At 70.1% G+C, this 20,438-nt stretch carries 19 protein-coding genes; 6 read left to right on the forward strand and 13 right to left on the reverse strand.

All coding sequences use genetic code 11. The features are described from left to right. Positions 1-57 precede the first annotated feature (57 nt). From ACPL7H_RS10015 to ACPL7H_RS10040, 6 genes are all read right to left on the reverse strand, one after another. Positions 58-3,627 carry a hydantoinase B/oxoprolinase family protein gene (locus ACPL7H_RS10015; protein ID WP_424796786.1) on the reverse strand — a complete coding sequence of 1,190 codons (3,570 nt, stop codon included), beginning with the start codon at positions 3,625-3,627 and terminating at the stop codon, positions 58-60. A 30-nt stretch (positions 3,628-3,657) separates the two neighbouring features. Beyond that, positions 3,658-3,900 carry a hypothetical protein gene (locus ACPL7H_RS10020; RefSeq protein WP_424796787.1) on the reverse strand — a complete coding sequence of 81 codons (243 nt, stop codon included), beginning with the start codon at positions 3,898-3,900 and terminating at the stop codon, positions 3,658-3,660. Continuing rightward, positions 3,900-4,319: a VOC family protein gene (locus tag ACPL7H_RS10025; RefSeq protein ID WP_424788546.1), complete on the reverse strand. Its 420-nt coding sequence runs from the start codon at positions 4,317-4,319 to the stop codon at positions 3,900-3,902. The genes ACPL7H_RS10020 and ACPL7H_RS10025 overlap by 1 nt, the downstream gene beginning before the upstream one ends. Then, the gene (locus tag ACPL7H_RS10030) at positions 4,319-5,044 is read right to left on the reverse strand and encodes a maleylpyruvate isomerase family mycothiol-dependent enzyme (RefSeq protein ID WP_424796788.1); all 726 of its coding nucleotides are present in this window, start codon (positions 5,042-5,044) and stop codon (positions 4,319-4,321) included. The genes ACPL7H_RS10025 and ACPL7H_RS10030 overlap by 1 nt, the downstream gene beginning before the upstream one ends. A 215-nt stretch (positions 5,045-5,259) precedes the next feature. Next, a complete protein-coding gene (locus tag ACPL7H_RS10035) occupies positions 5,260-6,243 on the reverse strand; it encodes an RNA polymerase subunit sigma-70 (protein ID WP_424796789.1) in 984 nt (327 codons plus the stop codon). A gap of 64 nt (positions 6,244-6,307) precedes the next feature. After that, a complete protein-coding gene (locus ACPL7H_RS10040) occupies positions 6,308-6,805 on the reverse strand; it encodes a hypothetical protein (protein WP_424796790.1) in 498 nt (165 codons plus the stop codon). A 56-nt stretch (positions 6,806-6,861) separates the two neighbouring features. On the opposite strand from ACPL7H_RS10040, the gene gatC reads away from it, so the two are divergent. The 3 genes from gatC to gatB are packed head-to-tail and all read left to right on the forward strand — an operon-like array spanning position 6,862 to position 10,192. Next, entirely contained in the window at positions 6,862-7,161 is a 300-nt protein-coding gene (gene gatC / locus ACPL7H_RS10045) for an Asp-tRNA(Asn)/Glu-tRNA(Gln) amidotransferase subunit GatC (RefSeq protein ID WP_424788542.1), read from the forward strand. Further along, complete coding sequence (gene gatA / locus ACPL7H_RS10050; protein ID WP_424796791.1) at positions 7,158-8,675, forward strand: Asp-tRNA(Asn)/Glu-tRNA(Gln) amidotransferase subunit GatA; 1,518 nt, start codon at positions 7,158-7,160, stop codon at positions 8,673-8,675. The genes gatC and gatA overlap by 4 nt, the downstream gene beginning before the upstream one ends. Further along, a complete protein-coding gene (gatB, locus tag ACPL7H_RS10055) occupies positions 8,672-10,192 on the forward strand; it encodes an Asp-tRNA(Asn)/Glu-tRNA(Gln) amidotransferase subunit GatB (protein ID WP_424796792.1) in 1,521 nt (506 codons plus the stop codon). Before gatA ends, gatB begins: the two co-directional genes overlap by 4 nt. Before the next feature lie 19 nt (positions 10,193-10,211). Here the strand turns inward: gatB and ACPL7H_RS10060 are convergent, their stop codons facing one another. Both ACPL7H_RS10060 and ACPL7H_RS10065 read right to left on the reverse strand, forming a co-directional pair. Then, positions 10,212-10,862, reverse strand: coding sequence for a response regulator (locus tag ACPL7H_RS10060; protein WP_424796793.1), 651 nt, complete (start codon positions 10,860-10,862; stop codon positions 10,212-10,214). Next, positions 10,859-12,091 (reverse strand): sensor histidine kinase, encoded by a 1,233-nt coding sequence (locus tag ACPL7H_RS10065; RefSeq protein WP_424796794.1) that lies wholly within the window; start codon positions 12,089-12,091, stop codon positions 10,859-10,861. The genes ACPL7H_RS10060 and ACPL7H_RS10065 overlap by 4 nt, the downstream gene beginning before the upstream one ends. A 117-nt stretch (positions 12,092-12,208) precedes the next feature. On the opposite strand from ACPL7H_RS10065, the gene ACPL7H_RS10070 reads away from it, so the two are divergent. Continuing rightward, a complete protein-coding gene (locus ACPL7H_RS10070) occupies positions 12,209-12,934 on the forward strand; it encodes a GAP family protein (RefSeq protein ID WP_424796795.1) in 726 nt (241 codons plus the stop codon). 77 nt (positions 12,935-13,011) lie between these two features. On the opposite strand, the gene ACPL7H_RS10075 is transcribed toward ACPL7H_RS10070, so the two are convergent. Next, the gene (locus ACPL7H_RS10075; RefSeq protein WP_424796796.1) at positions 13,012-14,205 is read right to left on the reverse strand and encodes a Gfo/Idh/MocA family protein; all 1,194 of its coding nucleotides are present in this window, start codon (positions 14,203-14,205) and stop codon (positions 13,012-13,014) included. A 99-nt stretch (positions 14,206-14,304) separates the two neighbouring features. On the opposite strand from ACPL7H_RS10075, the gene ACPL7H_RS10080 reads away from it, so the two are divergent. After that, entirely contained in the window at positions 14,305-15,552 is a 1,248-nt protein-coding gene (locus ACPL7H_RS10080) for a glycerate kinase (protein WP_424796797.1), read from the forward strand. A gap of 81 nt (positions 15,553-15,633) precedes the next feature. Here ACPL7H_RS10080 and ACPL7H_RS10085 read toward each other — a convergent pair whose 3' ends face one another. Next, entirely contained in the window at positions 15,634-16,182 is a 549-nt protein-coding gene (locus ACPL7H_RS10085; RefSeq protein ID WP_424796798.1) for a DoxX family protein, read from the reverse strand. A gap of 161 nt (positions 16,183-16,343) precedes the next feature. Between ACPL7H_RS10085 and ACPL7H_RS10090 the strand changes: the two genes are divergently transcribed. After that, on the forward strand, positions 16,344-17,186 hold the full coding sequence (locus ACPL7H_RS10090; RefSeq protein ID WP_424796799.1) for a MerR family transcriptional regulator: 843 nt from the start codon (positions 16,344-16,346) through the stop codon (positions 17,184-17,186). 72 nt (positions 17,187-17,258) lie between these two features. Here ACPL7H_RS10090 and ACPL7H_RS10095 read toward each other — a convergent pair whose 3' ends face one another. The 3 genes from ACPL7H_RS10095 to ACPL7H_RS10105 are packed head-to-tail and all read right to left on the reverse strand — an operon-like array spanning position 17,259 to position 20,403. After that, positions 17,259-18,125 carry an ABC transporter permease gene (locus ACPL7H_RS10095; protein ID WP_424796800.1) on the reverse strand — a complete coding sequence of 289 codons (867 nt, stop codon included), beginning with the start codon at positions 18,123-18,125 and terminating at the stop codon, positions 17,259-17,261. Continuing rightward, the gene (locus ACPL7H_RS10100) at positions 18,122-19,090 is read right to left on the reverse strand and encodes an ATP-binding cassette domain-containing protein (protein ID WP_424796801.1); all 969 of its coding nucleotides are present in this window, start codon (positions 19,088-19,090) and stop codon (positions 18,122-18,124) included. Before ACPL7H_RS10100 ends, ACPL7H_RS10095 begins: the two co-directional genes overlap by 4 nt. Next, on the reverse strand, positions 19,087-20,403 hold the full coding sequence (locus tag ACPL7H_RS10105; protein WP_424796802.1) for an FAD-binding oxidoreductase: 1,317 nt from the start codon (positions 20,401-20,403) through the stop codon (positions 19,087-19,089). The genes ACPL7H_RS10100 and ACPL7H_RS10105 overlap by 4 nt, the downstream gene beginning before the upstream one ends. Positions 20,404-20,438 lie beyond the last annotated feature (35 nt).

The raw sequence follows: 20,438 nt of genomic DNA on the forward strand, positions 1-20,438 counted from the left end.
TCATCCCTGGCTGGCGCGTTCATCCCCGGGCGGCCCGGTCACTCCCGGGCGGCCCGGTCACTCCCGGGCGGGCGAGCCATAGCCACCGCCGCCGGGCGTTTCGATGACGAAGGTGTCCCCGGCGGAAGCGTCCACCGAATCACACCCGGCCATCTCGGTGGTGGACCCGTCGGGATGCTCCACCCAGTGCCGGCCCAGGGCCCCGGGCTGCCCGCCGGCCATCCCGTACGGGGGGATCCGACGGTGTCCGCTGAGCACCGTGACGGTGACGTCCTGGGTGAACTGCAGCCGCCGTCGTCCGCCGTCGCCGCCGCGGAACCGGCCGGCCCCGCCGCTTCCGCGCCGGATCTGGTAGGCATCGACGCGCACCGGCAGCCGCCATTCCAGCACCTCGGGGTCGGTGAGCCAGGAGTTGGTCATATGGGTCTGCACCACGTCGGTGCCGTCGAAACCGTCTCCGGCACCGGAGCCGGAGGACAACGTCTCGTAGTACTGGTGCTCGTCGTTGCCGAAGGTCACGTTGTTCATCGTCCCCGCTCCCTCGGCCTGAACCCCCAGGGCGGCGTACAGCGCGCCGGTGATGGCCTGGGAGGTCTCCACGTTCCCCGCCACCACCGCCGCCGGGTAGGTGGGGGCGAGCATGGACCCTTCGGGGATGATGATCTCCAACGGTTCCAGGCAGCCGTCGTTCAGCGGTATCTCATCGTCGACCAGGGTGCGGAACACGTACAGCACCGCGGCCTTGGCCACCGCTGAGGGGGCGTTGAAATTGGACTCCAGTTGCTCGCTGGTCCCGGTGAAGTCGATCGTGGCGGTGCGGTGCGCAGGATCGGGCGTGATCCGCACGACGATGACGGCGCCGCTGTCCATCTCGTAGGAGTAACTGCCCGCGTCCAGGGCGTCGATCACCCGGCGCACCGCCTCGGCGGCGTTGTCACGGACGTGGCCCATGTAGGCCTGCACCACCTCCGTGCCGAACGTGTCGACCATGGCCCGTAGTTCGGCCACACCGCGCTCGTTGGCTGCGATCTGCGCACGCAGATCCGCCAGGTTCGCCCGGGGGTTGCGGCTGGGGTGGGGACCGGAGGTGAGCAGATCGATGGTCTCGGCCTCCCGCATCCGGCCGTCGGAGACCAGTAGCCAGTTGTCGATCACCACCCCCTCCTCGTCGAGATGACGGCTGAATGCCGGCATCGAACCGGGCGTGATCCCGCCGATCTCGGCGTGGTGGCCCCGGGAGGCGACGAAGAACTGCAGGTCCTGGCCGATGAACACCGGGGTCACCACGGTCACATCGGGCAGGTGGGTGCCCCCGTTGTACGGGTCGTTCAGCGCGAACACCTGCCCGGGACCGATGGTGCCGGCATTGCGGCGCATCACCATCCGGATGCTCTCGCCCATCGAACCCAGATGCACCGGGATGTGCGGGGCGTTGGCGATCAGGTTCCCCTGCGCATCGAAGATCGCACAGGAGAAGTCCAGCCGTTCCTTGATGTTCACCGATTGGGCGGTGCCGCGCAGGCGCACTCCCATCTGCTCGGCGATCGACATGAACAGGTTGTTGAAGATCTCCAGGCGCACCGGGTCGCGTTCGGTGCTCACCCGGACCTCATCGGCGTCGCGTACTGCGCGCAGCAGCAGGTTGCCCGAGGAGGTGGCCCGCGCCGACCAACCGGCCTCGACGACGGTGGTCGAGGTGTCCTCGGCGATGATGGCCGGGCCGTTGACCACCTGGCCGGTCGGCAGGTCCGCGCGCTCGTACAGCGGCACCTGCTGCCAGGCGTCGGTGATGAACATGGGCACCTGAGCGCGCGCCTCGACCGGCGCGCCGGTGGTGGCGCTGTCGCCGTTCGCGGGGTCGCCGTCGACGTCCTCATCCTCGGTGAGTTCGATGCCGGAGGAGACCACGGCCTCCACCGAGACGGCCTCGACGATCACCTCCTTGTCCGACATCAGGAACGAAAAACGCCTGCGGTAGGCGGCCTCGAAGTCGGCGAGCATCTGATCGGCCTGCCCCAGCGGCACCTGCAGGGAGGTGTCGGTACCGGCGTAGCGCAGGTGGGCGCGCGCGTGCACCTCGTCGGCCCCGGCACCCAGTTCCGCGGCGGCCGCCGTGGCCAACTCGCCCGCGATCTGTTCCAGGTGCTCGCTCAGGTCCGCGGCCAGGGGCGCTTCGATGCTGCGCTCGCGCATCGCCGTCAGGTCGGCCAGGCCCATCCCGTAGGCGGACAGCACCCCGGCCAGGGGATGGATGAGCACACGGGTGATCCCCAGTTCATCAGCCACCGCGCAGGCATGCTGGCCACCGGCGCCACCGAACGTGCTCAGGGTGTAGTCGGACGTGTCGTAGCCGCGCTGGATGGAGATCTTCTTGATGGCGTTGGCCATGTTCGCCACCCCGATCTGGCGAAAACCTGCCGCGACCTGCTCGGGAGAGCGCCCGTCGTCGATCCGGGCGGCCAACTCGGCGAACGTGGTGGCCACGATCTCGGTGTCCAGCGGCTGGGTCCCGTCCCCGAACACCCGGGGGAAGAACTCGGCGTGGATGCGTCCGAGCATCACGTTCGCATCGGTCAGGGTCAGCGGGCCCCCGGCCCGGTAACTGGCCGGCCCGGGCCGGGCGCCGGCAGAGTTCGGCCCCACCCGGTAGCGGGAGCCGTCGAAGTGCAGGATCGATCCGCCGCCGGCGGCCACGGTGTGGATGGACATCATCGGTGCGCGCATCCGCACCCCGGCCACCTGGGTCTCGAACTGGCGCTCGTACTGACCGGCGAAGTGCGACACATCCGTGGAGGTGCCGCCCATGTCGAAGCCGATCACCTTGTCGAACCCCGCCGCCTGGGAGGTGCGGGCCATCCCCACGATCCCGCCGGCCGGCCCGGACAGGATGGCGTCCTTGCCGCGGAACGCCTCCGCGGGGGCCAGGCCGCCGCTGGACTGCATGAACGACAACTCGGTGCCGGGCAACTGGTCCTGCACCCCGGCGATGTACCGGTCGATCAACGGGGACAGGTAGGCGTCCACCACGCATGTGTCGGCCCGGGAGATGAGTTTCATCAGCGGGCTGACCTCCGCCGAGGTCGAGACCTGGGTGAAGCCCACCTCGCGGGCGATCTGTGCGGCCTGCTGCTCGTGGACGGGCTCGCGGTAGGAGTGCAGGAATGCGATCGCCACCGCCCGGTAACCCTCAGCGCGCGCGGCTGCGAGTTCGTCTCGCAGCGCCTCGGCCCGGAGCGGCCGCAGCACCTGGCCATCGGCGCCCAGGCGTTCGTCGGCCTCGATCGTGTGGGTGTGCAGGAGCTCGGGCAACACGATCTGTCGGTCGAAGATGCGGGGCCGGTCCTGGTAGCCGATGCGCAACGCGTCGGCGAACCCGGCGGTGATCACCAGCACGGTGGGCTCGCCGCGGCGTTCCAGCAACGCGTTGGTGGCGATGGTGGTGCCCATCTTGACCGCATCGATCCGTTCGCCGGTGGGCAGCAGGCGGCCGATCGCCTCCACGGCGGCGTCGTCGTAGCGTTCGGGGTCCTCCGAGAGCAGTTTGTGGGTGTGCAACTCGCCGTGGCTGTCGCGGGCCACCACGTCGGTGAACGTCCCACCGCGGTCGATCCAGAACTGCCAGCCCATCGCGCCTCCCGGGTCGTGCGATCTCCCGGTTCACCGTAGCGCGGGCGGGGCGGCCCCCGGGGTGTCGGCGTGTGCACGTGCGCTCAGGTGCGACGTTCTTCGGGCAGTGATCACGATCCGGCCCGCGGCCTCATCTCGTTCGACGAACCGCCCGGTGCCGTTGTCGAGCAGGGAGGTCGGGCCGTTCGTGACCGTGACCGACCCGGTGACCTCAGCGCCGTCGACCTCGGCCAGGCTTCCTCCGCCCCAGCGATCCGATGAGAGGCGACGCACTACCCTTCCGGGTCGCTGAGGATCTGCCAGGCGTGGCCGTCGGGGTCGGTGGCCACACCGGTGAAACCCCACGCCTGCTGGGCGGGTTCTGCCAGCACGTCCCCGCCGGCGACACGCATCGCGTCGATGACCTCGATGACGTCCCGGCGCCCGGGCAGGGTCAGGCCGAGCAGGCACTCACTCACGCCTGCAGAGGCGATGTCACGGCCGGGGAGTACCCACCCGAAGCCGCCGGTCGGGATGAACATGAGCCTCGTGCGCTCATCCAGGGAGTACTGCAGCGGCTCGGGGACACCGTCCTGGTCCGGTTCTCCCAGTGGCTGCCAGCCGAAGGCCCGGGCGTAGAACGCCATGGTCGCCGGCCGATCGGCGATGGGCAGGGCGATGAGGACGGCTGACGGCGCAGATGTGGTGGTCACTAGGGCTCCTGAAGGTCGGTGGTTGCGTGGGGTTCAGGTGGCCGGGCCGGGCCGGGCCGGGTACGGCGCTCGTCGCGGTGACCCGGTTGGTCTGTTCGGTGCGCGCCGGCCTGACCGTCCTGGTCGGCATCGGAGGCACCCGGGGCGGGAAGCGGATGCCGGCCGGTCGCTATCAGCAGGATCTCCTTGGCCGGCAGATAGGTGGGGGTGCCCTCGCCGAGGCTGGCCCGGGCGTCGCTGGCGATGAGCTGCCGGCCCGCCAGGTCCACGCCGAAGTAGCCCAGGTTCTGGGAACCGGTCTGGCGCAGCACCAGCGCGATCCGCTCCGGCGGGCAGGACGGCAGCCGGAGCGGTTCGGTGATGTCCAGGCCGTGGATCACGTCATGGCTCAGGGCGCCGAGTTGCCCGCCGCGCGGCGGCCGCCAGGGATGGTGGGTGTTGGCACGCAGACTCTCGAGCAGTTCGGCGTCCGTGAGCCGGGCGGTGTCGGCCCGTGCGGCCCGGTCGGCGTAGCGGTCGAAGTTGAACCGCGATCGGGCCAGCCCGAGGAAGAACGTGGCTGCGCCGATCCGGTAGGGCATCGTGATGTGCGCCACCACCTCCCGGATCCGCCAGCCCGCGCACAGGGAGGGTGCGGCCCACTGCTCCTCGGACAGCGAGGACAGGACGCCTGCGAGACGCTCCCGCTCGGCGTGGGTGTGAGCGGTCAGGTCCTCGGTGGTCATGGTTGGTCTCCTCGGCCAGGTCGGGTGCGTACGGTCACTGCTTGTACGAACCAGACCCGGCGAACTCATCGCGCCCGGCCCCATGCTCCGGTCGTTCCTACGGACCTTCGCCGCCGGGCACGCGCGCCGGCCGACGCGGGCGCCAGTCCCAAGCCAGCCACCACAGACCCCTCGCCCCCCGGCAGGTTCGGTACGTGGTGGAAGGGCGCTGTGCTCTACCGCCCCGCCGCGGACGGCTCGAGGACGTGCGGCAGGCCGAACTCGGCGAACCGCCCCTCGGTGCCCAGGAAGGTCACCATCTCGATGACTTGCCCACCGGCGCTCTCCAGCAGCACCAGCGCGAACGGCCGCAGCACCCCGGTCTCATCGGGCCGGTACTGGCCGACGCCGATCGAGCCGTTGATCGCGATCGGCAGCATCCGGTTCCGGGCGCAGGCGTCACTGGTGCAGATCATGTGGGCGATCTGCGCTCCGCCCGCCACCTGCCAGGCCAACGGTGGCATGGTCTGGACGGCGTCGGCGTGCAGCACCTGGATCATCGACTCGACGTCGTGGCCCTCGAAGGCGTCGATGAAGGCCTGAACCAGTTGTTGCTGCGCCGGATCCGCAGGGTCGGTGATCTCTGCGGGCTGCGGCGCAGCGGCGGCGAGGCGGGCCCGAGCCCGCTGCAGGGCACTGTTCGCGGCGGCGGTCGAGACCTGCAGGACCACCGCGGTCTCCGCGGCCGAGAATCCCAGGACGTCGCGAAGCACCAGGACGGCACGTTGGCGGGGCGTCAGGTGTTGCAGCGCAGCGATATAAGCCAGCCGGACCGTCTCGCGCCGTTCGACCACGTGGCCCGGATCGGTCGCCTCGAAGAGGCGGGCATCGGGCATCGGCTCGACGAACCGTTCCGCGGGCAACGGGGCGTCGAAGGCGGCCGCACCGGCCGATCCCGGGCTCAGGTCCACCGGCAGGGCGCGGCGTGCAGCGGACCGGAGCATGTCCAGGCAGATGTTGGTGGCGATCCGGTGTACCCAGGTGGTCAGCCGGGCCCGGCGCGGATCGAACGTCTCCAGCCGGGTGCTGGCGCGGATGATCGTCTCCTGGACCGCGTCGTCGGTGTCCGCGGCCGCACCGAGCAGGCGGTAGCAGTACCCGGTGAGCGGTCCCCGCAGGGCTTCCACGTCGGCCACCGTGACTGTGTCGACCTTCGCCATCGTGGCGCCGTCCTCCGCTGTGCCTGGTGGCACCGATAATAGCGCCGGGTAGCGGCGGGTGGGCTCAGACCGCTCGGACGATCAGGTAGAGCAGGTAGGCCCCCAGGACCACGAATCCCATCCGGTTGACGATCTCGCGGCGTACCCGCATGGTCCAGGCGACGGCGACCGCGGCCAGCAGCACCCAGATCGCCGGTGTGCCCCAGCGCAGGGCGGTGCCCAACGCACCCGGGCGCTCAGCACCGGCCGGCCCGGCCACGGCGAAGAACGTCGCGACGGCCAGGCACGCCAGGACCGCCGTCGCGCCCACCGGCACCCGGTGGCGCTCGGTGAAGGTGACCGGCGCCTCGGTGGTCTCCGAGTCGGTACCTGTGGTCTCCGGGGTGAGGCCGGCATCCTCGGCGCTGCCAGCAGCCCCACCGGACCCAGCAACCCCACCGGGCTCAGCAACCCCACCGGGCTCCGCCGGGCTAACACCGGGCTCGGCGGGTCGACCACCGGGCTCGGTGGAATCGGGGGAGAGGTGCCGCTCGCCGTCGTCGGGGGTGCCGGGGTGACTCATCCGCACCAGGGTAGCCGCGCACGGGAGCACCCCCGATGCTCGGTAGACTCGCGACCATGTCCACCCTCAATACCGCCGAGGTGGCGCGCCTTGCCGCGCTCGCCCGGATCGACCTGACCGACGCCGAGACCGACCGCCTGGCTGGTGAGCTCGACGTGATCGTGCAGGCGGTGGCCAAGGTGTCGTCCGTGGCCGGCGACGACGTCCCGGTCACCAGCCACCCGATCCCGCTGACGAACGTGTTCCGTGAGGACGAGATCACCCAGACCCTCGACCCCGATGAGGTGCTGTCCCAGGCGCCGGCGCAGGAGAACCAGATGTTCGCCGTCCCGCAGATCCTGGGAGAGGACGCATGAGCGAGGTGTTCGGACTGACCGCGGCGGACCTTGCCCACCGTCTGGGCGCTGGGGAGATTTCCAGCGTCGAGGCCACCCAGGCGCACCTGGACCGGATCGCTGCGGTGGAGGAGGAGATCCACGCGTTCCTGAACGTCAACACCGACGAGGCGCTCGCCGCCGCCGCCGATGTGGACGCCCGCCGCGGGCGCGGTGAGGACCTTCCGGAACTGGCCGGGGTGCCGGTCGCCGTCAAGGACCTGGTGGTCACCAGGGGACAGGTCACCACCGCGGGGTCGCGAATGCTGCAGGGCTGGGTGCCGCCCTACGACGCCACGATCGTGCAGAAACTGCGTGCCGCCGGGATGCCGATCCTGGGCAAGACGAACATGGACGAGTTCGCCATGGGCTCCTCCACCGAGCACTCCGCGTTCGGGCCCACCCGCAATCCGTGGGACACCAGCCGCATTCCCGGCGGGTCCGGCGGCGGTTCGGCCGCGGCGGTCGCCGCCTTCCAGGCTCCACTCGCCGTCGGCACCGACACCGGTGGTTCGATCCGCCAGCCCGCCGCCGTCACCGGCACCGTGGGGGTCAAGCCCACCTACGGCTCGGTGTCCCGGTACGGACTGGTCGCGCTGGCCTCCAGCCTGGACCAGGCCGGGCCGTGCGCACGAACCGTCCTGGACGCGGCACTGCTGCACGATGTGATCGCCGGGCACGACCCGCTCGACGCCACCTCCTTGCCCGAGCCCGCGCAGCCCTACGCCGACGCAGCCCGTGCGGGCGCCGCGAACGCGGACCTGACCGGCCTGCGCGTCGGCGTGGTGCGTGAACTGGGCGGCGAGGGCTACCACCAGGGTGTGCGGGACCGGTTCAGCGAGTCCCTGGACCTCCTGGTGGCCGCCGGGGCGGAGGTCGTGGAGGTCTCCTGCCCCCATTTCGATGCGGCGCTGGCGGCCTACTACCTGATCCTGCCCTCGGAGGCCTCCTCCAACCTGGCCCGCTTCGACGGGATGCGTTACGGCCTGCGGGTGGAACCGTCCGAGGGGCCCGTCACCGCCGAGCGGGTGATGGCAGCCACGCGTGGTGCCGGGTTCGGCGCGGAGGCCAAGCGACGGATCATCCTGGGCACCTACGCGCTCTCCGCCGGGCACTACGACGCCTACTACGGCAGCGCCCAGAAGGTGCGCACCCTGATCCAACGCGACTTCGCCGCCGCGTTCGAGCAGGTGGACGTGCTGGTCTCCCCGACCACGCCGACCACGGCGTTCCGGCTGGGTGAGAAGGTGGACGATCCGATGGCGATGTACCTCAACGACGTCGCGACCATCCCGGCGAACCTGGCCGGGATCCCGGCCCTGTCGCTGCCCTCCGGCTTGGCCGAGGATGACCTGCCGGCCGGGTTCCAGATTCTCGCCCCGGCCCGGGCCGACGCCAGCCTGTACCGGGTCGGCGCGGCCCTGGAGGCCCACCAGCTCAGCGCGTGGGGTGGCCCGTTGATCGACCGAATCCGTTCCGTGGAGGCCGGCGCATGAGTTCCGACATCAGCACCCAGGACCTGCTGGACTACGACGACGCCACCGGCCGCTTCGACCCCGTGCTGGGCATCGAGGTGCACGTCGAACTGGGTACCGCCTCGAAGATGTTCGACGGTGCCCCGGCCCACTTCGGCGCGGAGCCGAACACCGCGATCACGCCGGTCTCGGCCGGCCTGCCCGGGGCGTTGCCCGCGCTGAATCGCAAGGCGGTGGAGTATGCGATCAAGATCGGACTGGCGCTGAACTGCACGATCGCCGAGGTGTGCTGGTTCGACCGGAAGAACTACTTCTATCCCGACATCCCGAAGAACTTCCAGACGTCCCAGTCCGACATGCCGATCGCCTATGACGGCTACCTGGATGTGGAACTGGCCGACGGCACCGTGGTGCGCGTGGAGATCGAACGGGCGCACATGGAGGAGGACGCCGGGAAGAACACCCATAGAACAGCGGACGGCCGCAGCAGTCGAATTTCGGGCGCGACCCACTCCCTGGTGGACTACAACCGGGCCGGCATCCCGTTGGTGGAGATCGTCACCCGGCCCATCACCGGCGTCGGTGACCGCGCACCCGAGGTGGCCAGCGCCTACGTGCGCATGCTGCGGGACATCTTCGTGGCGCTGGGCGTCTCGGAGGCCCGGATGGAGCGGGGAAACGTGCGCGCCGACGTGAACCTCTCGTTGCGCGCCGACGCCGATGCGCCCCTGGGTACCCGCACCGAGACCAAGAACGTCAACTCCTTCCGTTCCATTGAACGGGCGGTGCGCTACGAGGTCTCCCGTCAGGGTGCGGTGCTGGCCGGTGGCGGCACGGTGGTGCAGGAGACCCGCCACTTCCACGAGGACACCGGAACCACCTCCTCGGGGCGGATCAAGTCCGATGCGGAGGATTACCGCTACTTCCCCGAGCCGGACCTGGTGCCGGTGGCCCCGTCGCGGGAGTGGATCGCCGAGATCGCCGCGAGCCTGCCGGAGCTGCCGGCCCTGCGTCGTCGCCGGTTGCAGTTCGAATGGGGTTTCGCCGACGAGGAGATGCGCGATGCCATCAACGCCGGCGCGGTGGACCTGATCGAGCACACCGTGGCCGCCGGGGCGCCCCCGGCGGCGGCGCGGAAGTGGTGGATGGGCGAGTTGGCGCGCAAGGCCAAGAACGACGGCGTGGAGCTGGCCGACCTGGATGTCACCAGTGCGCAGATCGCCCAGCTGCAACAGTTGATCGACGCCGGGCGGATCAACGACAAACTCGCCCGCCAGGTACTCGAGGGAGTCCTGGCCGGGGAGGGTGACCCGGAGCAGGTGCTGACCGACCGCGGTCTGGGGGTAGTCTCCGAGGACGGCCCGCTGCTGGAGGTCATCGACGCCACCCTGGCCGATCAGCCCGACATCGCCGAGAAGATCCGGTCGGGCAACATGGGCCCGATCGGTGCGGTGATCGGTGCGGTGATGAAGGCCACCCGGGGGCAGGCCGACGCCGGGCGAGTGCGCGAACTGGTGATGGAGCGCGTGCGGGGCTGACCAGCCCGCACACCCGGGCCTACACCAGTCCGGCCTCCCGGGCCAGGATCGCCGCCTGGGTCCGGGAGGTGCAGCCCAGCTTGGACAGCACCCGGGACACGTGGGTCTTGGTGGTCGCGGTGGAGATCGTCAGGGTCGCGCAGATGTCGGCGTTCGACATCCCTCGCCCCAGACACGTCAGCACGTCCCGCTCCCGCTCCGTCAACTCGGCCGGCCAGGCCGGTTCGGGCTCGGTATCCCGGGCGGTGCGGGCCTCGACGAATGCCTCGAGCAGGCGCCGGGTGACCTCCGGGGCCAGGACCGCCTCCCCGGCGGCGACCCGTCGCACCGCGTCGAGCAGCGCCTGGGCCTCGACCGACTTCAGCAGGAACCCGGCTGCACCGGCCCGCAGCGCCCCGTCGACGTACTCGTCCAGGTCGTAGGTGGTCAGCACCAGCACCTCGGCCAGACCCCGGGAGGTGATCTGCTCGGTGGCGCTGACCCCGTCGGTTCCGGGCATCCGCAGATCCATCAGCACCACATGGGGACGCAGCGAGCGGGCATTGGCCACCGCCGCGGCGCCGTCCCCGGCCTCGCCCACCACCTCGATGTCCTCGGCGGCGGAGAGCATCAACCGCAGGCCGGAGCGGATCGCGGCGTGGTCATCGACCAGAAGCACCCGGATCGTCATGACGGCGCCGTCAGTGGAAGGTCGGCCCGGACCTGCCATCGGCCATCGCCGGTCTCCTGCCATCCGGCGGTGAGGGAGCCGTCGAGCATCTCGGCCCATTCCCGCATGTGCGTCAGACCCACACCGGGGCCGGTCCCGGTTGGATCCACCCCGATCGGCGCGTCGGCGGGCGTACTGTCCACCTGGACCTGCAGCGCGTCACCGTTTCGATGGATGGCGACGCCGGCTCGCCCGCCCGGGCAGTGCTTGACGGCGTTCGTCAGCGCCTCCTGCACGATGCGATAGGCAGCGTGCTCGGTCTCGGTGGGAAGTTCGCGGACGTCCTCCTCCTCCAGCCGCAGGTGCGCATCCAGGCCGGTGGCACGCGCCTGTTCGACGAGGCCCGGCAGTTCGGCCAGACGCGCCGGTGGGCTGGTACCACCCCCGCCCTCCCGCAGCAGCAGCACCATCGATCGCATCTGCTTCAGGGCAGCGAGGCTGGCGGACCGGATATCGGTCAGGGCTCGCCGCTCCCGAACAGGATCGGGTGCCCGAGCGGCGCCTGCCGGTTGCAGGGCTGCCTCGGAATGGATCGCGATCGCGGACAGATTGCTGGACAGCCCGTCGTGCAGGTCCCGGGCCATCCGGGCGCGTTCGTCCTGAAGTGCCTGGGAGTGGCGCAGTTCCGCCAACCGTTGCAGATCCCTCGCCCGGGCCGAGGCGAGTTCGGTCAACCTCTTCTGCTGGCGCACGGACATGCCCCACCACAGGGGCGTGCCCAGCAGCGCGAACAACTGGATGAACGTCCACAGACTCACCTGCAGGTTGCCGGTCACGATGAAACTGGCGACGGCTCCGGCGCCGATCACCCCGCCAACCGTGGTCAGCAGGCGCCGTGGCGCCGTCGGGCCGCTGTGCAACACGGCCGAGTAGAGGGCGTCGAAGAGCACCAGGACCATGCCGATCGAGCCACCGAACCAGACGTCGACGGCGAGTATCGGCAGCGTTGCCAACAATGCCGCGACCGGATGGCGCCGCTTGCCCAACAGCACCGTCGCGCCCAGGAGCAGCGGAAGGGCGTGCCACCACGATGACGGCGGCGGTTCCTGCCACGCGAGCGGGACAGGCCGGGTGAGTCCGAGCGCGATGGTGGCCAGCCCCACCAGGGCGACCCCAGCCGACTCGGTGACGCTGGCTCGCCACGGCGTGCCCCGCAGCCGGCGGTGCCAGTACCTCAGGAGCGACCTCACGCTTCCATCCCAGCACATCGGTGCCGCGGCGTGGTCGGCCGAAAGGATGACGCCGGCGGACCCAGATGGTCCGAAGGCCCGACGCGGCGGCCAGCACTGACCCGCAACCGTGGACCCATGACGCTCGCCCTGGCCGCCGGCCTGCTGCTGCTCGCCCTGATCGACTCCACCAGTTTCGGCACACTGCTCATCCCGTTGTGGTTGATGCTCAGCCCCGGACGGGTGCGCCCGGGCCGTACACTGCTGTTCCTCGGTGTGGTGGCCGGTTTCTACTTCCTGCTCGGCATCGGGCTGAGCGCAGGGTTGGCCTCCCTGCTGGAGATGGGGAACGGGTGGGCCGAGCACCCCCTCGTGGTGCGGGGGCAGTTCGCGATCGGGGCGGCACTGCTGGTCGGGAGCTTCTTCATCGGTGGGAAGAAGGATCCGGATGCGCCCAGCCGGGGTCGGCTGATGCGCTGGCGGGAGCGGGCGATGGGGGAGGACGGCGGGTCCGGTGCGCTGGTGGCATTGGCCCTGGGTGCGGCGGCCCTGGAGGTCGCCACGATGCTGCCCTACCTGGGCGCGATCGGGTTGTTGTCCGCCTCCGACCTCGCTCCCGCCGCCATGGTGGCGGCCCTTGCGGTCTACTGCCTGGTGATGATCACACCGGCGCTGGTGCTCCTCGGTGCCCGCGTGGTGCTGCGCCACCGGATCGAGGGTATTCTGCAGCGCTTCGCCGACTGGATGGAACGCAGCGCCGGTGAGGCCACGGGCTGGATCGTGGGGATCGTGGGGTTCCTGCTCGCCCGCGATGCCGTGACCCGGATGCCGGAGATTCTTGACTTCCTGGACAATCTCGGCTGAGTCCGGGGCCCGGCGTGGTCCAGGCGATCCTCCGCCCGGATGCGCCGGCCCGGCGAGCACCGGGCCGGCCGGCACGCTCAGGCCGGGGCGTCGCCCAGGTCCAGTACCGGAACCCGTACGCCACCGTGGCGAGCGGACTCCCACGCAGCGATCCCGGGCAGGGTGAACCGGGCTGCGGTCCAGGCATTCACCGGCGGGTGGGTACCGGAGCGCACGGCCTTGACGAAGTCGTCGGCCAGGAAGTGGTGGGAGCCCTCGTGGCCGTTCGGGGCGCCCTCGAACTCCTTGGGCAGTCGGCTGCGGTCCTGTACCGGTGCGGTACCGGAGGAGAAGGAGTGGCGCAGTGCCTCATCGATACCCTCCAGTTCGCCCTCGGGGACCTGGCCCTGGTGGGTGCGGAACAGCGGAGAGATGTCCTCGATCACGTTCCGGTCCGACAGTGAAGCGCCGTTGGAGGTCTGCTCCATCACCGCGTCGGTGCCGTAGAACCGGAACCGGGACTCGTGCACGTGTGCGGGATGACCCACCCGGCGGAACTCATTGGTGCGCATCACCCCGCCGTCGGCCAACTCGAAGTGAGCGCTCATGTTGGAGAAGTCGTTGTCGAACATCGACACCGACTTGTCGAACACCCCGTCGTCACGGTCGTCGACCACACCGATGCAACTGACCGAGGTGGCATAGGTGGGCAGCGCGCCCAGCACACCACCGACGGCGTGGGTCGGGTAGAGCATGGGGGGGAAGGAGGCGGTGCGCTTCCAGTTCTCACCGCCGCTGAACTGGTAGGCGGCGTAGAAGCCGTTGTCCATGTCGTGCACGTAGTCGCCCTCGGAGTAGAAGACGCGCCCCATCTCACCGGAGCCGATCTTCTCCCTGGCCCACCACACCGCGGGGTTGTAGTAGCTGGTCTCACCCATCATGTAGATGCGGTCGCCGCCGGCGACCTCGGCGACGATCGCCTCGATCTCGGAGGACTCGATGGCCATCGGCACCGAGGAGTAGACGTGCTTGCCGGCCTGCAGGGCGGCCAGGGCCATCTGCCCGTGAGTCCACCGCTGGGTGAAGATCGCCACCGCATCCACATCGGAGGCCAGCACCTCGTCGAAGTCGGCGAAGGTGCCGGCCAGGTCGTACTTGCTCAGGTACTCGGCGGCGCGCTCGGCCACCACGTCGGTGACGTACACCTCGCTCACCTCGGGGTGGAGCTGCCACAGGGTGGCGAAACTCCCGGCGAACTGTCCCGCACCTACGATCGCAATCTTCACTGCCACGTCCCTCTCGGTCGATTCTGTCCGGTCGATCACCGCCGACTGGCTGTCGCCACCGCCGATGCACTGGTCCCAGCGGGTCCCACAGGACAGGATAGGCGGATGACTCACGTCGACCTCACCACGGCGGACTCGCCCCGGCCGGGCGGTACCCCGACACCGGACAGTCCCGACCCAGGAGCGGGTGTCATCGAACTTCCGATCGGGCCCGACCACCCGGTCGGGCCCCTGGTCGTGGTGGCCCCGGACACCTTCAAGGGGTCGCTGAACGCCAAGTACGTGGCCCAGCACATCGCGCTCGGGTTGCACCGCGCCCTGGAGGACGTGGAGGTGCAGATGGTACCGATGGCCGACGGTGGGGAAGGCACGCTGAGTGCCGTCCTGGTAGCCAATCTGCAACCTGTTCGCGTGCGGGTGAGCGGACCGTTCGGCGAGCCGGTCGAGGCGATGTACGCCACTGACGGGCGCCGGGCGGTGATCGAACTTGCCCAGGCCGCTGGGCTGCACCTGAGCCCGGCCGATGCCGACGCAGCCCAGCAGGGCAGCACCATCGGGGTGGGGGAACTGATCGCCCACGCCCTGGACTCCGGGGTGCAGGAGCTGGTGCTGGCGGTGGGCGGCTCGGCCACCACCGATGGCGGCGCCGGGATGCTGCAGGCCCTGGGCGCCCGGCTGCACGGGCTCACCGGTCCCGGTGGTGCGGCGCTGCGGGATCTGCACCGGGTGGACCTGAGCGGGTTGCACCCGCGCCTTGCCGAGGTCGGGATCACCCTGGCCGCCGACGTCGACAACCCGTTGCTGGGACCCAATGGTGCGGCTGCGGTCTACGCCCCGCAGAAGGGTGCCGGCCCGGACCAGGTGGCGGCGCTGCAGGCGGGCCTGACTCGCTGGGTGCAGGCGCTGGAGGAGGCGGGTGTGGACGCCTGGGCAACGGCGCAGGCTGCCGGGGCGGGCGCAGCCGGGGGGACGGGCTTCGCCGCACTGGTGCTCGGGGCGCGCCGCCGTCCAGGGGTGGAGGTGGTACTGGAACTGGTGGAGTTCGAGCGCAAGGTGCGTGGGGCCGACCTGGTCATCACCGGGGAGGGCAAGTTGGACAGCCAGTCGCTGGCCGGCAAGGCTCCCGTGGGTGTGGCTGCGGCCGCTACCGACGCGGCGGTGGTCAGCGTGGCCATCGCCGGAGTGAACGAGTTGACCGAGGAGGAGGTCGAACAGGCCGGGTTCAGCGGGGTCTACGCACTCAGTGACCTCGAGCCGGACCTGGAACGCAGCAAGGCCCGGGCCGGTGAACTGCTGGAGCGGGTCGCCGCCCGGATCGCGGCTCGCCACCTGTGGACCGACCTGGATCAGTGAACCCCGAGCACCGGCTCCGAGGTGGGCGGACAGACGAACCGGCCCGCACCAGGTGCTGGTGCGGGCCGGCCGTGACCGGGGTCAGCGGAGCCAGGAGTTCTTTTGCACGAACCCCTTGTTGGCCCACCACTTGCCCAGGCCCCAGGTGTCCCCGGACAGGGTGAGGGCTGCGATGATCAGCAGCAACGCCTCGTGCCAGTGGGAAGTCAGAATCGGGTTGGTCGCCGCCCCGGCAACGGGGAAGGTAGCCAGCCACATGAACACCATCAGGGCCGTTCCGGTGATGGCGGCGATACGCAGTCCGGCACCGGCGATCATCGCCACGCCGATGCCCAGCAGACCGAGCATGAACAGCACGTCACCGAAGGCGTTCTGGAAGAGGGAGAAGAATCCTCCGGTGAAGTTCTCGATTCCGCCGATGAATCCCTGTGCCGGTGTGCCGCCATTGATCCAGGCGCGTTCGGCCGGGGTGGCATAACTCAGCCCGAAGAGTTTGTCGAGGAAGGCCCACAGGAACGTGAAGCCAATGACGATGCGGCTGACGGCGAGCACCTTGCGCAGGCCGGGCCGGGTCACGATGTCCTCTTGGGTGGTGAGGTGGACGTTCGGTACCTTTTCGGTGGTAGTCATGGGACTTTCCTTCTGGTTGGGAGTTCCGTGTGGTGGACCTCGCTGATCACGAGTATTCCGAATAGGCAGCCGGTTCTCGCGGGCCGAAGGTCCCGGATTCCTCGATACACCTCACGGGACTTGCACCTGACACTGTGTGAGGGTTCAGGGTGGGAGTTGCCATGAACATTTCGGACTTCGCCAGGGCCGGCCGGATATCGGTTCGGATGCTGCGCCACTACGACCACATCGGGCTGCTCACCCCTGCCCACGTCGACGCCCGCACCGGGCACCGGACCTACGCGCCCGAGCAACTACCGCGGCTGCACCGGCTGCTCGCCCTGAAGACGTTGGGGTTCTCCCTGGCCCAGGTGGGGGAGATGTTGGAGGCCGGCGTGGACCTGCAGCGCTTGCGGACCATGTTGGCCGCGCGTCGCGACGAACTGAATCGGCAGGTCCGCGCCGACCGGCACCGGTTGGCGCGGGTGGAGGCGAGGCTGGCCCTGCTCCAGGAAGAACCACCGATGAACACCTCGATCACCACCACGACGGCGGCCGCCATGCACCTGGCCGCCGTGACCGATGAGCACCCCGGTCCCGATCGCGGCTCGGCTGTGGCGATGATCGAGCCCCTGTTCACCCGCGCTTCGGACCTCGCCGACGAAGCAGGGATCGACCGGATCAAGCCGGTGGGGTACTACCCGCACCGGGCCGGCGGGGTGCACCTGGCAACGGGATTCGAGATCGGGCCGGACGAGGCGGCGGTCGGGGCGGCCGTCCTGGCCGGACTGGAGGTCGTCGAGGTGCCGCCGGCCACGGTGGCCACCCTGCTGCACGTGGGGGAGATGTCCGAGATCGGGTCGACGTATGCCGAACTGGGCCGGTGGGCCGGCGAACGGGGTGTACTGGGCCCGTGCACCTGGCGTGAGGTGTACCTGGAGGCTGACGGCACCGACCAGTCCGACTGGGTGGTGCAGGTGCAACTGGAACTTGCCCAGGAAGTCGTAGCGCCCGGCGCCGAGTGATCCGCCGCCCGACCCCTGCCCGGGGCCCGCAGCCCGGCAGCCCGGCAGCGGGGACCGGGACCAGGTCCATCCTCACGCCCGCCGACGGTAGGCCACCAGGGCCAGCGGGAAGAGCACCACCAGGAAGATGCCGGCCCAGAGCAGGGTCATCAGAACGGGTTCGGCGGCGGGTCCGCCGAGCAGTAGCGCCCGGCTGGCCTCGATAGCGTGACTGACCGGGTTGATTCCGGCCCAGGTCTGCAGCCAGGCCGGCATCGTCTCCATCGGGGCCGCCATGTCGGTGCCGAACACCAGCGGGAAGGGCAGCAGGAATCCGACCGTGGCCACCACGGTCTCCTCCCGGAGCAGCACGGCGACCGCGACGGCCAGCCAACTGAGTGCGAAGCCGAAGATCATCGCCACGCCCACGCCGGCCAGCGTGGAGAGGACTCCGGTCTGCACGCGGAATCCGAGCAGAAAGGCCAGCCCGAACAGGATCAGCACCGCCACGAGGTAGCGGACCCCGTCGCCGAGGACCGAGCCGATCAGCGGTGCCGACCGTCCGATGGGCAGGGCTCGGAACTGGTCGAAGATGCCCTTCTTCATATCGATCACGAGGTTCATTCCGGTGGCGGTCTGCCCGACCAGGATGGTGGTGAGCACCAGGATTCCGGGCAGGACGTACTGCAGGTATTCCCGGGTCGAACCGGCGACGGCACCTCCGAAGAGGTAGACGAACAGGACCAGGAACATCACCGGCAGGATCAGCGCATCCAGCAGCAGGCCCGGGTTGCGCCCGGTCTTCGTCAGGCTGCATCCGGCGAGGACCAGACTGTGGCGGGCCAGTGGCCACCGCCGCCGGTGGCCCAACCCAGCGAACCGGGGCTTGCCGGCCGGAGTGCGCTCGTGCGGGTCCGACGGCATCGCCGGTAGTGGTGCGGCGTTGGTGGTGTTGGTCATGGTGCTGTTCCTGCCTTGGATTCGGTGTGTGCGCGGGCGCTGCCGCCGGTGAGGGTGAGGAAGACCTCATCGAGGGTGGGTAGCCGCAGCGCCAGCTCGGAGACCTCAACATCTGCGGCCCGCAGATGGTGAACGATCCGGGCGAATTCGTCCTCGCCGTTCACGGGAACCGTCAGCACGCCGCGGCCGGTCCGGTCAGGGGCGTGGCCGGTGAGGTGCTGGACTGTGTCGGCGGCGACCTCGGTCATGGTGGGATCTCGCGGCTGGATGACGGCGATCTGGCCGCCGACGAGGTGTTTCAGGCCGGCCGGGGTGTCGTGGGCGATCACGCTCCCGTGGTCGATCACGGTGATCTCGTCGGCGAGCGCGTCCGCCTCTTCCAGGTACTGGGTGGTCAGCAGCACGGTGCACCCGTCGGCGGCCAGGGATCGGATGGTGCGCCACAGGTCCTCGCGCTTTCCCGGATCCAGCCCGGTGGTCGGCTCGTCGAGGAACACGATCCGCGGACGGCCCACCAGGCTTGCGGCCAGGTCGAGGCGGCGGCGCATGCCGCCGGAGTAGGTGCGGACCCGGCGCATCGCGGCATCACTCAGGCCGAACTGCTCGAGCAGGGCGGCGGCCCGGGCCCGCGCCTGGGCAGCGGTGAGGTCGAGCAACTGTCCCAGCAACCGGAGATTCTCCGTGCCGGTGAGGTCCTCATCGACGGCCGCGTACTGCCCGGTGAGCCCGATCATCCGCCGTACGTGGGCCGCCTCGGTCGCCACGTCCATGCCACCGACAAGGGCCCGTCCGGAGTCCGCCCGCAGCAGTGTGGCCAGCACCCGGATGAGGGTTGTCTTACCCGCACCGTTTGGTCCGAGCACACCGAGCACGGTTCCCCAACGGGCCCGCAGGTTCAGGCCGGCCAGGGCGGTCGTGGTGCCGAAGCCCTTGACCAGGTCCTCGGTCTGGAATGCATAGGTCATACCTTCACCTGATCCACATCGACGGGGCGGCGCGGGGCGAACACCTGATCGGGGTCGTACTCGCGTGTGATCTGCTCGAGCCGGCGCAGGGTCCGGTCCGGGTAGGCGGCAGCGATCGCCGCCGCCGACGCGGAGGACTGGAAGTTCACGTAACTACCGGTCCCGTGCCGGGCGACGGCGTCCCAGCTGTGGATCCGGGTTGGCGCCGCGGCCCCGGGACCGGCGCTGAACCGCACGGCGATCGCCAGCGCCTCGGCCGACCGGTGATGGAATGCCGTGGCCTCGTGCGGTACGCGGGCGAATGCGCCGCCCAGGGCGCGCATGGTCAGGATGGTCGGGGCAGCAGCGAAGACACCGGCGACCTCGGCGAGCACGGCATCGCTGAGGTCCGGAAGGAACGCGTTGTCCAACGTCACCTGCATCCCCGGCGGATGATCGACATCCCGGAGGACATCGGCGTAGGGGCGCACGTCGACGTCATCCTGCACCACCGTGCCCAGGCCCGGGAGGGCGGTGAGGGTGGCTCCGGCCTCCTCCCGGCTGCCGGCGAAGCACAGTTCCAGCACCCCCGCGGCGGGCTGATCGCCCATGGCGGGCATCAGGGTGAGGACCGTGGTCAGACGTTCGTCCGCGCCGCGCTGGAACTCACGCCAGCGGCCGAGCAGGGCCAACGGGTCCTCGAGGGCGTAGGTCACGGTGCCGAAGACGACGTTCGCCACCGGCTGGGCGACGAAGTCGAACCGGGTGACGACGCCGACGGTGCCGCCACCCCCGCGCACGGCCCAGAAGAGGTCGGCGTGCCGCGTCGCCGACACCTGGCGGATGTGGCCGTCGGCGGTGACGAGTTCGGCGCCCACCAGACTGTCGATGGCCAGGCCGTAGCGACGCACCATCCAACCGATCCCGCCCCCGAGGGTCAGCCCGCCGACGCCGACGCTGCTGGTGTCGCCGGACGTCAGGGCGAGGCCGAAGGGACGTAGTTCCTCGGCGACCTGACCCCAGCACGCACCGCCACCGACCCGCACCAGCCGTGCGGTCACGTCGACCTCCACACCGTGCATCGCGCGCAGGTCGAGCAGTAGGCCGTGATGCGGGGTCGTCACCCCCGCGGTGCTGTGTCCACCGGCCCGCACGGTCAGGGGGAGTCGATGGGCGCGGGCGAACCGGATGGCACGGGTGACCTCGCGCGCCGTGCGCGGCCGTACGATCAACTCGGGACTGCCCTGGCCCAGCATCGTTGTGGCGGCGTCGGCATAGCCGGCCTCACCCGGGCGCAGGACGTCCAGGTCGTTCAACGTGGCATCGGTGGTCATGCTGTTCTCCTCCTCGGTGTGCGGGTACGTGTCGA

Origin of the sequence: Pseudactinotalea sp. Z1732, assembly GCF_049724975.1 — a bacterium.
GTDB lineage: Bacteria > Actinomycetota > Actinomycetes > Actinomycetales > Beutenbergiaceae > CALKWS01.

Bases quoted from the DNA above. Each gene is read 5' to 3' on its own strand.
- ACPL7H_RS10040 (WP_424796790.1), bottom strand. From the start codon at position 6,805: ATGAGTCACCCCGGCACCCCCGACGACGGCGAGCGGCACCTCTCCCCC.
- gatB (WP_424796792.1), top strand. From the start codon at position 8,672: ATGAGTTCCGACATCAGCACCCAGGACCTGCTGGACTACGACGACGCC.
- ACPL7H_RS10080 (WP_424796797.1), top strand. From the start codon at position 14,305: ATGACTCACGTCGACCTCACCACGGCGGACTCGCCCCGGCCGGGCGGT.
- ACPL7H_RS10085 (WP_424796798.1), bottom strand. From the start codon at position 16,182: ATGACTACCACCGAAAAGGTACCGAACGTCCACCTCACCACCCAAGAG.
- ACPL7H_RS10095 (WP_424796800.1), bottom strand. From the start codon at position 18,125: ATGACCAACACCACCAACGCCGCACCACTACCGGCGATGCCGTCGGAC.
- gatA (WP_424796791.1), top strand. From the start codon at position 7,158: ATGAGCGAGGTGTTCGGACTGACCGCGGCGGACCTTGCCCACCGTCTG.
- ACPL7H_RS10060 (WP_424796793.1), bottom strand. From the start codon at position 10,862: ATGACGATCCGGGTGCTTCTGGTCGATGACCACGCCGCGATCCGCTCC.
- ACPL7H_RS10070 (WP_424796795.1), top strand. From the start codon at position 12,209: ATGACGCTCGCCCTGGCCGCCGGCCTGCTGCTGCTCGCCCTGATCGAC.
- gatC (WP_424788542.1), top strand. From the start codon at position 6,862: ATGTCCACCCTCAATACCGCCGAGGTGGCGCGCCTTGCCGCGCTCGCC.
- ACPL7H_RS10030 (WP_424796788.1), bottom strand. From the start codon at position 5,044: ATGACCACCGAGGACCTGACCGCTCACACCCACGCCGAGCGGGAGCGT.
- ACPL7H_RS10105 (WP_424796802.1), bottom strand. From the start codon at position 20,403: ATGACCACCGATGCCACGTTGAACGACCTGGACGTCCTGCGCCCGGGT.
- ACPL7H_RS10015 (WP_424796786.1), bottom strand. From the start codon at position 3,627: ATGGGCTGGCAGTTCTGGATCGACCGCGGTGGGACGTTCACCGACGTG.
- ACPL7H_RS10090 (WP_424796799.1), top strand. From the start codon at position 16,344: ATGAACATTTCGGACTTCGCCAGGGCCGGCCGGATATCGGTTCGGATG.
- ACPL7H_RS10100 (WP_424796801.1), bottom strand. From the start codon at position 19,090: ATGACCTATGCATTCCAGACCGAGGACCTGGTCAAGGGCTTCGGCACC.
- ACPL7H_RS10035 (WP_424796789.1), bottom strand. From the start codon at position 6,243: ATGGCGAAGGTCGACACAGTCACGGTGGCCGACGTGGAAGCCCTGCGG.